Below are 14,202 nucleotides of genomic sequence, written 5' to 3'. Positions count from 1 at the left end.
TCGAATATTCCACTGTTATTAATCTTGGGTTGATGTGAAAAACATCAATTCTTTGCATGAAATCGCGGTTGTGAGATGGATTTTTCGAAAACGAATTGATCAAACAGGACGCACTGTGCAAAAATGTTCCGTTTCGCAATGCAGCAAAAAAAGATGTCGTTTGACTTTGCTGGCTTGCATGCTTATCGATTAAGGATATTTTTCAGTGCGCCCGATACAGAAATCACAAAAGTTAGCGAACGTTTGTTATGACATCCGTGGACCGGTGCTGGAAAAAGCCAAGCAGATGGAAGACGAAGGGCACAAGATCATCAAGCTCAACATCGGCAATCTGGCTGTGTTTAATTTTGATCCGCCGGACGAAATTGTGCAGGATATGATCCGCAATATGCACAATGCTGCGGGCTATACCGATTCCAAAGGCATGTTCGCGCCGCGTAAATCCATCATGCACTACACGCAGGAGAAATTTATTCGCGGCGTGACGATAGAGGATGTTTACATCGGCAATGGCGCGTCCGAGCTGATCGTGATGGGAATGAATGCTCTGCTCAATAGCGGTGATGAAGTGCTGGTACCGGCACCGGATTATCCTCTGTGGACTGCGGCCGTGAGTTTATCTGGCGGCAATCCTGTGCATTACGTCTGCGATGAAAGCGCCGACTGGATGCCGGATATCGACGACATCAAGAGCAAGATCACACCGAACACGAAAGCGATTGTCGTCATCAATCCGAATAATCCGACCGGCGCCTTGTATCCGGTCGAGATTTTGCAACAAATCGTCGAAGTCGCCCGCCAGCATCAGTTGATCGTGTTTGCCGATGAAATTTACGACAAGACTTTATACGACGAAGCCGAGCATGTTTCGATTGCATCGTTAGCTGATGATGTGTTGTTCCTGACGCTCAACGGACTCTCTAAAAACTATCGTTCTTGCGGCTACCGTGCTGGCTGGATGGTGGTTTCCGGTGAAAAGCGTCATGCTAAGGATTATATTGAAGGCCTGAATATGCTGGCCTCGATGCGCTTGTGTGCGAATGCGCCGGGGCAGTTTGCAATTCAGACGGCGCTGGGCGGCTATCAGAGCATTAAAGATCTGGTCGGCCCTGGTGGCCGTTTATTGCGCCAGCGTGACCTTGCTCATAAGTTGCTGACGGCGATACCGGGCGTCAGCTGTGTGAAGCCAAAAGCAGCGCTGTATATGTTTCCGAAACTGGACCCCGAGATTTATCCGATCACGGATGACCAGGAATTCATACATGAACTGCTGACCGAGCAGCGTGTATTGTTAGTGCAGGGAACAGGTTTTAACTGGATCAAACCTGACCACTTCAGGGTGGTATTCTTGCCAAACGCGGATGATCTGACTGAAGCATTCGGACGTATCGATTATTTCCTTGAGGGATATCGTAAGCGTCACGGTACTAATTAATTCCATTTTACTGTTTAAAAATCATATGAAACCCATCAAAGTAGGTCTGTTAGGTATAGGCACTGTCGGTTCCGGCACTTTCAACGTCTTGAAGCGTAATCAGGAAGAAATTACGCGTCGCGCTGGCCGTTCAATTGAAATTGCGATGGTGGCAGATCTGAACATTGAGCGGGCACGTGAACTCACGAATGGTGAAGTGGAAGTCGTCAACGATGCCAATCTGGTCGTGAATAATCCGGATATCGATATCGTGATTGAACTGATAGGCGGTTACGGCATCGCCAAAGACCTGGTGTTGAAAGCGATTGCGAATGGCAAGCACGTTGTGACTGCAAACAAGGCATTGCTGGCAACGCATGGCAATGAGATTTTTAAAGCGGCGCAGGAAAAAGGCGTGATGGTTGCGTTTGAAGCGGCTGTTGCCGGTGGTATTCCTATCATCAAAGCCTTGCGTGAAGGGCTGACGGCCAACCGTATTCAATGGATCGCTGGCATCATCAATGGCACAACGAATTTCATTTTGTCGGAAATGCGTGACAAAGGGCTGGACTTCAATGCTGTGCTGAAACAGGCACAGGCATTGGGCTACGCGGAAGCTGATCCAACCTTTGATATCGAAGGTGTGGATGCAGCGCATAAAGCGACCATCATGGCATCGATTGCGTATGGCATTCCTATGCAATTCGACAAAGCTTATGTCGAAGGCATCACCAAGCTGGAAGCCAGCGACATCCGCTATGCTGAAGACCTTGGCTATCGCATCAAATTGCTGGGCATTACCAAGCGTACCCCTGAAGGCATAGAGTTGCGCGTGCATCCGACGTTGATTCCTGAAAAACGTCTGATTGCGAACGTGGAAGGGGCGATGAATGCCGTGCTGGTGCAAGGCGATGCCGTCGGTGCGACGCTGTATTACGGTAAAGGTGCAGGCGCTGAACCAACTGCTTCTGCTGTGATTGCCGATCTGGTCGATATTACGCGTCTTGCTACCGCTGACCCTGAACATCGCGTGCCGCATCTGGCGTTCCAACCCGCAGCGATCAGCGATCTGCCGATTTTGCCGATGTCAGAAATCGTCACCAGCTACTATCTGCGCATGCATGTCGAAGACAAGCCCGGCGTGTTGGCAGATGTGACCCGCATTCTGGCTGATCTGTCGATTTCTATCGATGCGATGCTGCAGAAAGAGCCGGGCGAGGGTGAAACCCGCACCGACATCATCATTCTGACGCATCAGACTAAAGAGAAAAACATCATCGCTGCGATAGAAAAAATCGAAGCATTGGCGACCGTGACAGGTTCTGTCATTAAGCTGCGTCTGGAAGAGTTGAGTTAAGTTACCCGGCGGCAGACTCTTGATGATCGTCGTCAAGAAATAGCTGTCGTCGCAGGTGTCGTACAGAAAAAGCGTGTTCATGAAATAATGAGCGCGCTTTTTTTTCGTCGGTCTGATCCTTGATACGGTGCGGACGCATAGACGATGAACTCAAACAGAAAGAGACGTGCAGGTGAAAGCTTTTTCGCCCCCCAGATTGCTGGCGTATGGCTTGTTTGGCTTTCCACTGGCCTTGCTGGCTTTGCCGATTTACGTCTACGTGCCACAGTTTTATGCCGAGCGCTTCGGCATGTCGCTCAGTCTGATTGGCTCTGCACTGTTGGTGTCGCGTGTGCTCGATGCGTTCCTGGATCTCTTGCTTGGCGCCTGGATAGACAAGCGTCCGGCGAATCAGGGATACGGGCGCTTTATTCTTTATTCTCTGCCACTGCTGATTCCCGGTTTTTACGCACTGTTTCATCCGCCAGCGGCGACGATGGTGACGCCAATGCTCTGGTTTTTCTGTGCCTTGCTGATGGTGTATGCCGGATTCAGCCTCGCCAGTATCGCATTTCAAAGCTGGGGCGCCGCGCTGACCCAATTGCCCGGTGAGCGTCTGCGCCTGACTGCCACACGTGAATTATGCGGCGTCGCCGGTGTCGTCACTGCTGCATTGTTATCGCAATTCGCTGATATTTCGTGGCTGTCTGCGGTGCTGATCTGTAGCTTGCTGATCGCGACCTTTTTGTTGTTGCGTTTTACCCCTGACATGGTCAATCGCCATCAGGATCAGCAAAGTAGCCTGCGTTGGCGTCATTTGTTCTCGAATCCATATTTTCGCTCATTATTTCTGGTCTTTGTACTCAATGGTATTGCGGCGGCGATTCCAGCCACCTTGTTTTTATTTTTCGCCAAAGACCGGCTGCAACTGGCATCGTATTCCGGTGTGCTGTTGCTGCTGTATTTTGTCGCTGCTGCGATGTCACTTCCGCTATGGGTCAGAATTGCGCAACGCATCCACGAAAGTCGCGCATGGTTGCTGGCGATGCTGTTATCGGTGCTGAGTTTTATCTGGGCTTACAGTTTGCAAGTGGGCGATCTGACTGCCTTCGCGGTGATTTGCGTGTTATCCGGTCTGTGTCTTGGTGCTGACCTCGCTCTGCCGCCCGCCTTGCTGTCGGGCGTGATACGCCAGGCGGGGCATAGCGAACGCTATGAGGGAAGTTATTTCAGCGCGTGGAACTGGGCCAATAAAATGAACCTAGCACTCGCCGCAGGTCTGTCGCTCCCGTTGCTCGATTATCTGGGTTACACACCGGGCGTCAGCTCCGGCAGCGGATTGCAAGCATTGTCATTTGCCTACGCAGTCTTGCCCTGCGTGCTCAAAGGCTTGGCTGCTTTGGTGTTGTGGCGAGCACCGTTGGGTAAAGTTTGATATTTGCAGTCGCTTTCACGTTTTGACGACCGTGTTTGTTAATCTGAGGTCGGCAATTGCTCGTGCATGTTTTATATCCGTTGGGACTGCGGGCGACTGTAACGTGTTTTCCTAAAATCAAGCAATCGCGAGAATTTTTAGGGGATTAAATTCCCATATTGTCTCGTAAGCAATGATGCTAAGATAATATCTATAGGTAGCTCAAGCCTTTTAGCTCCGTACGAATGAAAAAACCTATACACCAAAACCAATATCGCCATTTTGATGAAAAATCCCAATCCTCCCGAATTTATCGTCCTCTATCGCTGGAAGATCAAGCCAGGCATGGAGGATCAGTTTATTGAAGGCTGGTCGCAAGGTACTGCACTTTTCCGAGAAATGGGTTCATTAGGTTCACGTCTACATCGGGGTTCAGATGAACTCTGGTATGGGTATGCTCAGTGGCCAAGCGCCGAGGCACGTAGCGATGCGTTCGGGAGGCCTCTGAATTCACCTTGGTTTGCTATGATGCATGAGGCAATTGAGATGTCGCTTCCAGAAATTATTCTCGAACCAATCTCAGACTTCCTTGTGTTACCGATCGCAGTAAATTGAGCTGGAAGTCTAAAACGTAAAGCGAAAAGTGAGCTACATTCACGCGAGAATAATCAAAGCTATATGGCCTAACTGTTCATCAGCGAAGATGTCTACGATATATTGGATGTTAGTAGGAACGTTGAGCTTGGTTCCTACCTGCATCGTTTCATTCTTTGATCTAAATTCATCTTAAAACCGAAGCCAGTGTAAATTCAACGCAGAATTTTTTCGTGGAATTCTGCCGGGTAATCCTGATGTAGTTTCACCAGAGTCGAGACGCGGGTGCCGTAGTTGGGTGAGACGATGCAGGGCGCGGACAGCAGGCGTTCCATTTCAAACGAGACGCCAGTATCCGGCAATCGGCAATCGGGGGCAGGATTGGTATTGGCGAGCATTTCAAAGAAGGCGTCTTCAGGTGCCAGCTGGCAAAGCAGGCTGCAGAATTCTGCTTTGGTCTTGATCACTTTGTGCCAGCACGTGTCTAGCGCCGCATTTGAAATGCCGTAAATGCCCGGTGCCAACGGCAGGCCGTTACGCGGATCATCGGTGTGGCGGTTCGAAAACCAGATCAGGTCTTGCGCGTCACCGACGAGCAGGTTAAAGCCATTGTAGTGATCAACTTTGCCGCGCAATTGGGCGACGTAGTCCTGCGCAGACATGTCATTTTGCAGATAATCAGAAACCAGACCGCCACGTGAAGGTGCATCGTCACGTTTTTCGGAAGGCGCACGGACGTTAGTGATGGCGGCAAATTTTCTGGCCGGCGCATCGGCTTGTGGGCTTTGTATTCCCAGCCAGGTGCCGCCGGATTGCAGATCGCGCCCTGCATAAATCTGCGGATGGTCTTGCCACCAGCCTGCGGGCGCCGCCGGGCGGTCATAGTATTCATCGCGATTGGCTGCGACCAGCAGCGGCGTGGCGGGGAGTAACTTCCATGCAAAAACGATCAGGCACATACATCTACATCCAAAAAATATTCAGTACGACGTTCACTGTACTGCAATTCAGCTAAGCCCGTTTGCTGCACCAGTTTTTCCAGCAGCACGGAAAAATCACCGGGCACATTCGCGTACACCTCCATCCAGGTGTGCAGATCATTCGCAGATTCAGGGCGTCGTTGCAGTTTCCCCCTGATTCCCAATCGCGCCAGTACGAGTTGTTGCAGGGATTTTTCTGCCGCGATCACTTTTTCCTCCAGCGCGGTTCCGGCTTTGAAATAAATATAACAATCCATCGTGTGTTTTAAGGAAAAAGGGGGAGTATCTGCCAATTTACCGCTAATGTCCGCATAGAATAAGGGCTGTAAAAAATACTCCGGGGAGTATATTTTTGCCCTGAAATCACTTTTCTGAGCTTGTTTTGCGCTTATTTTGTGCGGCCGAGGTCTGGATAAACGGCAGATTTAACGCGTGATATCGGTAATCTCATAGGGTAGTGGCAAGAGTTGTGCCAGCGGGCCGTCTATGCTGCCGCAACGGATCATGCCGCTTTCCTGATCTGCCAGCGTCATTTCGATTAAGGCCAGACTGCTGTTCTCATTGATTTGTTCCGCATTCACGATCACGCCGCACGGCTGTTTGTTGTCGCCAGCATTGGTATCGTCGCCATCGCTGACATGAAAGACATCCATGCCGTCGGTTAGCCCGACAGCCGGAATTTGCGCCAGCGTCATGCGTCGTTTGAGTTTGCCCAGATACTGACTGCGGGCAACGATCTCCTGACCCGGGTAGCAGCCTTTTTTGAAATTCACGCCGCCGACCAGTTCAAAGTTAATCATTTGCGGCACAAATTTTTCCTGCGTATATTGATTGATGTACGCGATGCCTGCCTGAATCTCACTCAGATTCCAGTCAGCAGTATTGGTCGGCTGTAATTGTGAGCTGAGCGAGCCCCAGACCGCACCGGCATTCTCAGTCGGACAGAACCATTGATAGCGGGCGACGTTCAGCACATCGGCACAACGGATCAACGTGCCGTATGTATTGCTGACATGCGCGTTGACCACAGGTATATCTGGAAACCAGTTGGTCAGCGCCTGTGCTGCCTGTGCGCCGCCGAGTGCGAAACTGACATATTGATCGCTGACATCGTTGAGTTTTACCTTGGCGCGCAGAACAAACATGGCCAATCGCTTTTGTACCGGTGCCTGTATAGATTTGGATAACTGTAAAACGATCGCTGCATCGGTCTTCCAATATACAAAGCTGGCCAGCATCCGCCCCTTTGCAGTGCAATACGCGGCACGGCGAACTTCACTCGCGGACAAATGTTCTACGTCATTGCTAAGCTGGTTGTGCAAGAAGCTGGCGGCATCGTCACCGTCGGCTCGAATCAGGCCGGTATCCGGCAGCAGTGTCACGAAGCCCTCTTGAAATGCTGCCTTGTTCCAGACCGATGCTTGTCCGCTGAGTTTGCCATCGTTGATCTGTAGATGCTGTTGCTCTGTAAATTCTTGCCACATGATTAGATTTGCTTTCTGCTGAACTGAATGAAAACCGGCGGCATCTGCGCTGTCTGTGCGCGTTGCCTGCTGACGGTATTTTTGATGAATTATAGTAGCCCCAGCAAATCTTGGTGCAGCAGGCGCATTTTTTGCTGCCCGACAACGGCAGGATCAGAGAATAGCGTAGCGACTTGCGTTACACTACGCGCCTCAGATTTAATTGGCATATTATTTTCGCTATTTTTTTTCGCCATCGTTCCGCTATCAACCCACGCGCTTGTATGAGACTGATCAAAACTCTTTTTCTGTTGTGTCTATTGTCAGGCGCCGCTGCAATTGCAGGCTTTATTTACTGGACTGAGCAACCGATAGCACTGACGTCGGCATCCGTCGAATTTACGATCAAACCCGGTAGCGGCGTTCGCAGCGCGACGAAACAGATACAGGAAGCAGGCATTCCATTGCCGCCGTTTGCATTTGAAATTTTGGCACGCGTGACGGATAAGGCGAATAAGCTCAAGGCAGGTTCTTACGAACTGTTGCCAGGGAAAACACCGGTTGAATTGCTGGATAAAATCGTCAACGGTGATTTTTCACAAGGCTCGGTCGCGATCATCGAAGGCTGGACCTTTGCACAAATGCGCAAGGTCATCGATGCGAGTACGGCATTGAGACACGATACCAAAGGGCTGACGGATTCAGAGTTGATGAAGAAAATCGGTGCTGAATTTAATGCAGGCGAGGGCATGTTTTTTCCGGATACTTATTTATTCGCCAAAGGCAGCAGCGATATACAGCTCTATCAGCAGGCGTATGCAAGTCAGCTAAAGCGTTTAAATGATGCATGGGAAGCGCGTGCTGCGAATCTGCCTTATCAATCGAAATATGAAGCGCTGATCATGGCATCTATCATCGAAAAGGAAACCGGCCAGCCGTCGGAACGCGCACAGATTGCTTCGGTATTTGTGAATCGTCTGAAAACCGGCATGTTGTTGCAGACCGATCCAACGGTGATTTACGGCATGGGTGACAAATATCAGGGCAAGATTTATAAGCGTGATTTGCTCACAGATACGCCGTACAACACCTACACCCGTGCCGGTTTACCGCCGACACCGATTGCCTTACCGGGATTGGCATCGATTACGGCAGCCTTGAATCCGGCGCGCAGCGATGCTTTATACTTCGTGGCACGCGGTGATGGCACCAGTCACTTTTCAGAAAACCTGAGTGAACATAATCGCGCAGTGAATAAGTATCAACGCTAGAACAACGTCAGTGGCAACGCAAATATTGACGCTAACAACCAATAAAAAGAAAAAATGAAAGCAACTGGAAAATTTATAACGTTTGAAGGCATCGATGGTGCTGGTAAATCGACGCATATTGCGTATGTCGCCGAGCGACTCAGACAAGCGCTGTCGCCACGCGGTGTCGATGTCATCAGCTCACGTGAGCCTGGTGGCACGCCTTTAGGTGAAACCTTGCGCGAAGTATTGTTGCAACAAAAAATGCATCTTGAAACAGAAGCGCTGCTGATGTTTGCAGTACGACGCGAACACATCGCACAAGTCATCCAGCCTGCGCTGGAACGCGGCGACTGGGTTATTTCAGACCGTTTCACCGATGCGAGTTTTGCGTATCAGGGCGGCGGCCGTCATTTGTCGCTCGATAAGCTGAACGCTCTCGAACAATGGGTGCATCCGGATTTGCAACCCGATCTGACCTTGTTGTTTGATGTGCCGCTGGCAGTGGCGCGCGCACGTCTGGATGCGACCCGCGAACTGGATAAGTTTGAACAGGAAAAAGCGGATTTTTTTGCCGATACCCGCAATGAATATTTGCGCCGTGCGGCAGAATTTCCTCAGCGTTTCCGTATTATTGATTCCACCCAAAGTATCGCTGCTATCCGTGATGAACTCGACGGCATCATTGATGCGCTGTTATTGTCTGCAACAGAACAGACTCAAGTACATCAGATTCATCAAGTAAAAACGGGTAACGCCTGATATGACCAATCCGCTTTTCAGCTGGCAAACATTTGCGTGGGACTATCTGCAATCATTGCAAGGTCGCATGCCGCATGCATTTTTGTTGCATGGACCTGAAGGCATAGGAAAAACGGTATTTGCTGAACACATGGCAAAGTCTTTGTTGTGTGAGCAGCCGGATGCCGCCGGACATGCGTGTGGTGCTTGCGGTTCCTGCGGCTGGTTCAGTCAATACAGTCACCCTGATTACCGGCGCGTTCGACCTGAATTGCTGGATGAGGAAGAAGCCTCTTCGGCTGACACTGATAGCGAGCCCGCCGCAAAAACGAGCAAAGCGAGCAAGACGCCATCGAAAGAAATTGTGATCAATCAGATCCGGGCGCTGGCGGATTTCATGAACTTGTCCACACACAGACAAGGGCGGCGCGTGATTGTGCTCTATCCTGCCGAGGCGCTGAATATTCCGGCGGCGAATGCCTTATTAAAATCGCTGGAAGAACCCGGCGCGGATACCGTATTTATTCTGGTTTCGAATAGCATTGATAAACTGTTGCCGACGATATTATCGCGTTGCCATAAATTACCGATGGGGATGCCGGAACGATCGGTTGCGCTCGCGTGGCTTAAGCAGCGCGGCGTGAGTGATGCCGATGTCTGGTTGGCACAGCAGGGCGGTGCGCCGCTCGCTGCACTGGCGATGGCCGAGTCAGATACGCGTACAGAGCTGGATGATTTCCTACGACAATTAGCGCGCCCCAGTGTCGATACCAGCCTGAAGTTGGCCGATAAAATGCAAAAAATGGAGATGCCGGTGACGGTTGCGTGGATGCAGCGTTGGCTTTACGATATATTTTCTTACAAACAAAGCGGGAGAATCCGGTATTATCCACGCTATGAAAAAGAGGTAAAGGCGTTGGCTTCCGCTATATCCAATGAAGCATTACTGAGCTTGATCAAGAGCAGTAACGAACGTCAGGCAATCGCGACGCACCCTTTATCGCCGAAATTATTTTTAGAAGATATGTTGCTTGAGTATTCTGCACTCTTCGCATAACCGCAGCGAAAGTATGTCTATGTCAGATTTAGCATTAGAACCGATGCACAATGCACCGAATCGCCCGTCAGTATTATCTCTGGCGATTAAGGAAAAAGCCGCGTTATTTGCTGCTTACATGCCGTTTCTGAAGAACGGCGGTATTTTTGTTCCGACCAATAAGGCGTACCGTCTCGGTGATGAAATATACCTGATCCTGACTTTGCTTGATGATCCTGCAAAATACCCGATTGCGGGTAAGGTGGCGTGGGTGACACCGGCCGGTGCCGGCAATAATAAGTCTCAGGGTATAGGCGTTCATTTTCCCAGCGACGAAAGTGGAACAAGAATACGCTTGCGTATCGAAGATGCGCTTGGTGCCGCTATACGTTCTAATCGGCCTACACACACTATTTAGAGTATCATGCCGGATCATTTTTCATACAGAATCGCCAATTTTGACGATTTGCCAGCGATTGTCGCTATTTATAATTCGACGATCGCCTCCCGCCAGGTGACAGCCGATACGGAACCTGTGACAGTGGAATCACGGCATCAATGGTTTTACGATCACGCGCCAGAGCGTCGGCCTTTATGGGTCAGTGAACAGGATGGTCAAATTACCGGTTGGTTGTCGTTTTCCAATTTCTATGGACGCCCTGCATATGCAGGAACCGCGGAATTATCGATTTACCTGCATGAAAATGCGCGCGGCAAAGGTCTGGGAAAACACTTTCTGAGTCTGGCGATCGGGCACGCGCCGGCAATCAATGTCCATACCTTGTTGGGATTTATTTTTGGCCACAATACGCCTAGTCTGAAATTGTTTGAAAATTTCGGATTCGGAACCTGGGCTCACATGCCACGTGTTGCCACTTTGGATGGGATAGAGCGCGATCTGATTATTGTCGGCAAGCGTGTAGCCTGACATCCCTGTTCAACGGCTTGGTTATTATGGCAATCTGCGCAGGCAGGTTGCCTTTCATTTTTTATAGGAATTCAATTCATGCTCAGTTATCGTCACGGCTTTCATGCTGGCAATCATGCCGACGTACTTAAGCACCTGGTCTTAATTCAGTTGCTGCAATACATGAATCAGAAAGACGCAGCATATACATATATCGATACCCATTCCGGCGCAGGTTTGTATGCACTGGACAGTGGTTATGCCATGAAAAATGCTGAATATGAGACTGGTATTGCTCCTTTGTGGGATAAAAAGGATCTGCCGCCAGCGCTGGCAGAATATATGGCGCTCATCAAAGATCTGAATCCCAGTGGCAAAATGCGTTATTACCCGGGGTCACCATATTGCGCCGATAAGGTCATGCGTGAGCAAGACCGGCTGCGCTTATTCGAGTTACATCCGAGTGAAATCAAGATACTCAGTGAGAACTTCCGTAAGCTCGACGCGCACGCCGCCGAACAGGGGCGACGCCCAACGGTGCGTGGTAAGCGGGTGATTATTTCTGATGGCGATGGCTTTGAAAGTATGAAGGCATTATTACCGCCACCATCGCGTCGTGGATTAGTGCTGATTGATCCACCGTATGAGGTGAAAGACGATTATCGTCGCGTTAAAGTAGCACTGGAAGATGCATTGAAACGCTTCCCGACAGGGACTTATGCCGTATGGTATCCGGCATTACAACGTCAGGAATCGCGACAACTGCCGGAAAAATTGAAGCGACTGGCGTCAAAAGAATGGCTGAATGTGACTTTATCTATCAGTGGGCCATCGCCTGACGGATTTGGCTTGCATAGCAGCGGTATGTTTATTCTGAACCCGCCATGGACCTTGATGGCAACCCTGAAAGAAACGATGCCGTATCTGGTTGCAGCATTAGGACGTGATAAAGACGCCCGTTTTGAACTGGAAAGCGGCGCACCGCTGACGGGCATGAGCGCAAAAGCATTGCGCCCTCAACGCGGATAACACAGAAATAATGAAAACTTGACGGTAGTTACTTGCATAGCAGTAATTATTCTTGCTTGTTTAATAAAAAGGGTGGCAGACATTGCGTGTCTGCCACCCTTTTTTTCATTATCAGGAGCAGCTTATTTTTTCCGTTTTTGCGCAGTGCAATATGCGGGAATGCGTTGCCAGAAAAGAGTTTGTAATGAATAGAGGAAATTCTCTAAGAGCATATGTTGCTATGCAAAAAAAATAGTGATTGACGGATTAGTACGGTCGTACAAAAATCAGCTAAGAATAAAATTTAGAAAATGCAGTTAAAAACGAAGTAAACAACTTAGTAGTTCATCAGAGGAGAACAAATGTCAGCGTACCCTAAGAGTCCGGTCATGGGCCAAATGATGCAAAAGCCTTTGCTTATCTCAAGCCTTATTGAGCATGCGGATCGGTATTTTGGACAAAGCGAGATCGTCTCTCGCCGCGTTGAAGGTGATATTCATCGCTACAACTACACTGAGTGCCATCGCCGCTCGAAAAAGCTGGCGAATGCTTTATCGAATTTTGGCGTCAAAATAGGTGACAGAATAGCGACGCTGGCATGGAATGGTTATCGCCATCTCGAAGCGTATTACGCCGTATCCGGCTCTGGAGCAGTGCTGCATACCATCAATCCACGTCTGCATCCCGAGCAAATCACTTACATCGTGAATCACGCCGAAGATCAGTATCTGATGTTTGACATCACGTTTTTACCGATAATCAAAGCGATTGCAGCACATTGCCCGACGGTAAAAGGTTTCATCATGATGTGCGGGCGTGAACACATGCCCGAAGACAGCGGGGTTCCGAATCTGTTGTGCTATGAAGAATTGATTGATGCGAATACAGATGATTTTGTCTGGCCATTATTTGACGAAAATTCGGCTTCCAGCCTGTGCTACACATCGGGTACAACAGGCCATCCTAAAGGTGCTTTGTATTCACATCGTTCGACTATTTTGCATTCGTATGCGTCGGCGATGCCGGATGGACTGAATGTATCTGCAAGGGACTCTATCGTTCCTGTGGTTCCGATGTTTCATGTGAATGCGTGGGGCTTGCCGTATTCAGCACCATTAACCGGCGCCAAACTGGTTTTCCCCGGTCCGCACCTTGACGGTAAATCCTTGTATGAATTATTTGAGCAGGAAAAAGTCACTTTTTCCGCTGGCGTTCCGACGGTATGGTTAGGTTTGCTGAACTACGTGGAGCAAAATAAGCTGACGTTCTCTACGTTCAGACGCACTGTTATTGGTGGCTCAGCCTGTCCTCCGGCGATGATGCACACGTTCCGCCACACCTATCACGTCGAGGTCGTGCACGCTTGGGGAATGACGGAAATGTCTCCGCTGGGAACGGCTTGTTCCTTGCTGACCAAACATATGGATCTGAGTGAGCCGGAAAAAGAAGCTGTGCTGACCAAACAGGGGCATGTGTTGTACGGCGTTGATATGAAAATCGTCGGCGATGATGGCAAAGAGTTACCTTGGGACGGTAAGACTTACGGCAACCTGTTGGTCAAAGGCCCGTGGATCATTAATTCGTATTATAAAAATGAAGGTGGCGAAGTGCTGGAGGATGGCTGGTTCCCGACTGGCGATGTGGCGACGATCGACGCCGATGGCTTTATGCAGATTACCGACCGCAGCAAAGATGTGATCAAATCCGGTGGCGAATGGATAGGTACGATAGATCTGGAAAACGTTGCAGTTTCTCATCCAGCGGTGATGCAGGCGGCGTGTATCGGTATTTTTCATCCTAAATGGGATGAGCGCCCTTTACTGCTGGTGGTAAAAAAGGCAGGGGCAGAAGTAACGAAAGAAGAACTCTTACAATTCTTTGAAGGCAAGGTCGCGAAATGGTGGCTGCCGGATGACGTCGCATTTATCGATGCATTGCCATTGGGTGCAACCGGTAAAATTTTGAAAAACAAACTGAGAGAACAATTTAAGGAGCACAAACTACCGACAGCATAAAAGATCAGATTGCATTACTTTGGCTGCCTCTTACATAAAACATT

General features: G+C 49.6%; 14 protein-coding genes. 11 read left to right on the top strand and 3 right to left on the bottom strand.

Features of this window, described 5'->3' with window-relative positions:
* The first annotated feature begins 205 nt into the window (after positions 1-205).
* The 4 genes from H8K38_RS03390 (at position 206) to H8K38_RS03375 (ending at position 4,779) form a co-directional block, all read left to right on the top strand.
* Entirely contained in the window at positions 206-1,435 is a 1,230-nt protein-coding gene (locus H8K38_RS03390; protein ID WP_186883409.1) for a pyridoxal phosphate-dependent aminotransferase, read from the top strand.
* A gap of 25 nt (positions 1,436-1,460) precedes the next feature.
* On the top strand, positions 1,461-2,771 hold the full coding sequence (locus tag H8K38_RS03385) for a homoserine dehydrogenase (RefSeq protein WP_186883408.1): 1,311 nt from the start codon (positions 1,461-1,463) through the stop codon (positions 2,769-2,771).
* A 172-nt stretch (positions 2,772-2,943) separates the two neighbouring features.
* A complete protein-coding gene (locus H8K38_RS03380) occupies positions 2,944-4,185 on the top strand; it encodes an MFS transporter (RefSeq protein WP_186883407.1) in 1,242 nt (413 codons plus the stop codon).
* Between the two features lie 264 nt (positions 4,186-4,449).
* Positions 4,450-4,779 carry an antibiotic biosynthesis monooxygenase gene (locus H8K38_RS03375; protein ID WP_186883406.1) on the top strand — a complete coding sequence of 110 codons (330 nt, stop codon included), beginning with the start codon at positions 4,450-4,452 and terminating at the stop codon, positions 4,777-4,779.
* A 194-nt stretch (positions 4,780-4,973) separates the two neighbouring features.
* Here H8K38_RS03375 and H8K38_RS03370 read toward each other — a convergent pair whose 3' ends face one another.
* The 3 genes from H8K38_RS03370 to H8K38_RS03360 all read right to left on the bottom strand — a co-directional run bounded on the left by H8K38_RS03370 (position 4,974) and on the right by H8K38_RS03360 (position 7,222).
* Positions 4,974-5,717: an NRDE family protein gene (locus H8K38_RS03370; protein WP_186883405.1), complete on the bottom strand. Its 744-nt coding sequence runs from the start codon at positions 5,715-5,717 to the stop codon at positions 4,974-4,976.
* Positions 5,708-5,995 (bottom strand): DUF4936 family protein, encoded by a 288-nt coding sequence (locus H8K38_RS03365; protein WP_186883404.1) that lies wholly within the window; start codon positions 5,993-5,995, stop codon positions 5,708-5,710. Before H8K38_RS03365 ends, H8K38_RS03370 begins: the two co-directional genes overlap by 10 nt.
* A 168-nt stretch (positions 5,996-6,163) precedes the next feature.
* Positions 6,164-7,222, bottom strand: a complete 1,059-nt coding sequence (locus tag H8K38_RS03360; RefSeq protein WP_186883403.1) for a folate-binding protein YgfZ — start codon at positions 7,220-7,222, stop codon at positions 6,164-6,166.
* A 263-nt stretch (positions 7,223-7,485) separates the two neighbouring features.
* On the opposite strand from H8K38_RS03360, the gene mltG reads away from it, so the two are divergent.
* The 7 genes from mltG (at position 7,486) to H8K38_RS03325 (ending at position 14,158) form a co-directional block, all read left to right on the top strand.
* On the top strand, positions 7,486-8,472 hold the full coding sequence (gene mltG / locus H8K38_RS03355; protein WP_186883402.1) for an endolytic transglycosylase MltG: 987 nt from the start codon (positions 7,486-7,488) through the stop codon (positions 8,470-8,472).
* A gap of 54 nt (positions 8,473-8,526) precedes the next feature.
* The gene (gene tmk / locus H8K38_RS03350; protein ID WP_186883401.1) at positions 8,527-9,213 is read left to right on the top strand and encodes a dTMP kinase; all 687 of its coding nucleotides are present in this window, start codon (positions 8,527-8,529) and stop codon (positions 9,211-9,213) included.
* A 1-nt stretch (position 9,214) separates the two neighbouring features.
* Complete coding sequence (gene holB / locus H8K38_RS03345; protein ID WP_186883400.1) at positions 9,215-10,249, top strand: DNA polymerase III subunit delta'; 1,035 nt, start codon at positions 9,215-9,217, stop codon at positions 10,247-10,249.
* 19 nt (positions 10,250-10,268) lie between these two features.
* Positions 10,269-10,646 (top strand): PilZ domain-containing protein, encoded by a 378-nt coding sequence (locus H8K38_RS03340; RefSeq protein WP_186883761.1) that lies wholly within the window; start codon positions 10,269-10,271, stop codon positions 10,644-10,646.
* 6 nt (positions 10,647-10,652) lie between these two features.
* Positions 10,653-11,156: a GNAT family N-acetyltransferase gene (locus H8K38_RS03335; protein WP_186883399.1), complete on the top strand. Its 504-nt coding sequence runs from the start codon at positions 10,653-10,655 to the stop codon at positions 11,154-11,156.
* A 78-nt stretch (positions 11,157-11,234) separates the two neighbouring features.
* Positions 11,235-12,164 carry a 23S rRNA (adenine(2030)-N(6))-methyltransferase RlmJ gene (locus tag H8K38_RS03330; protein ID WP_186883398.1) on the top strand — a complete coding sequence of 310 codons (930 nt, stop codon included), beginning with the start codon at positions 11,235-11,237 and terminating at the stop codon, positions 12,162-12,164.
* A gap of 341 nt (positions 12,165-12,505) precedes the next feature.
* On the top strand, positions 12,506-14,158 hold the full coding sequence (locus H8K38_RS03325) for a 3-(methylthio)propionyl-CoA ligase (RefSeq protein WP_186883397.1): 1,653 nt from the start codon (positions 12,506-12,508) through the stop codon (positions 14,156-14,158).
* The last annotated feature ends 44 nt before the right edge of the window (positions 14,159-14,202 follow it).

Origin of the sequence: Undibacterium sp. FT79W, from assembly GCF_014284215.1 — a bacterium.
GTDB classification, from domain to species: Bacteria; Pseudomonadota; Gammaproteobacteria; order Burkholderiales; family Burkholderiaceae_D; genus Undibacterium; species Undibacterium aquatile.
Note: the sequence above shows the minus strand (reverse complement) of the source record. Positions and strands in the feature narration are given on the sequence as shown.

Excerpts from the sequence above, each read along its gene's own strand:
- H8K38_RS03385 (WP_186883408.1), top strand. The coding sequence starts at position 1,461 with ATGAAACCCATCAAAGTAGGTCTGTTAGGTATAGGCACTGTCGGTTCC.
- H8K38_RS03375 (WP_186883406.1), top strand. The coding sequence starts at position 4,450 with ATGAAAAATCCCAATCCTCCCGAATTTATCGTCCTCTATCGCTGGAAG.
- H8K38_RS03370 (WP_186883405.1), bottom strand. The coding sequence starts at position 5,717 with ATGTGCCTGATCGTTTTTGCATGGAAGTTACTCCCCGCCACGCCGCTG.
- H8K38_RS03365 (WP_186883404.1), bottom strand. The coding sequence starts at position 5,995 with ATGGATTGTTATATTTATTTCAAAGCCGGAACCGCGCTGGAGGAAAAA.
- H8K38_RS03360 (WP_186883403.1), bottom strand. The coding sequence starts at position 7,222 with ATGTGGCAAGAATTTACAGAGCAACAGCATCTACAGATCAACGATGGC.
- mltG (WP_186883402.1), top strand. The coding sequence starts at position 7,486 with ATGAGACTGATCAAAACTCTTTTTCTGTTGTGTCTATTGTCAGGCGCC.
- tmk (WP_186883401.1), top strand. The coding sequence starts at position 8,527 with ATGAAAGCAACTGGAAAATTTATAACGTTTGAAGGCATCGATGGTGCT.
- holB (WP_186883400.1), top strand. The coding sequence starts at position 9,215 with ATGACCAATCCGCTTTTCAGCTGGCAAACATTTGCGTGGGACTATCTG.
- H8K38_RS03340 (WP_186883761.1), top strand. The coding sequence starts at position 10,269 with ATGTCAGATTTAGCATTAGAACCGATGCACAATGCACCGAATCGCCCG.
- H8K38_RS03335 (WP_186883399.1), top strand. The coding sequence starts at position 10,653 with ATGCCGGATCATTTTTCATACAGAATCGCCAATTTTGACGATTTGCCA.
- H8K38_RS03330 (WP_186883398.1), top strand. The coding sequence starts at position 11,235 with ATGCTCAGTTATCGTCACGGCTTTCATGCTGGCAATCATGCCGACGTA.
- H8K38_RS03325 (WP_186883397.1), top strand. The coding sequence starts at position 12,506 with ATGTCAGCGTACCCTAAGAGTCCGGTCATGGGCCAAATGATGCAAAAG.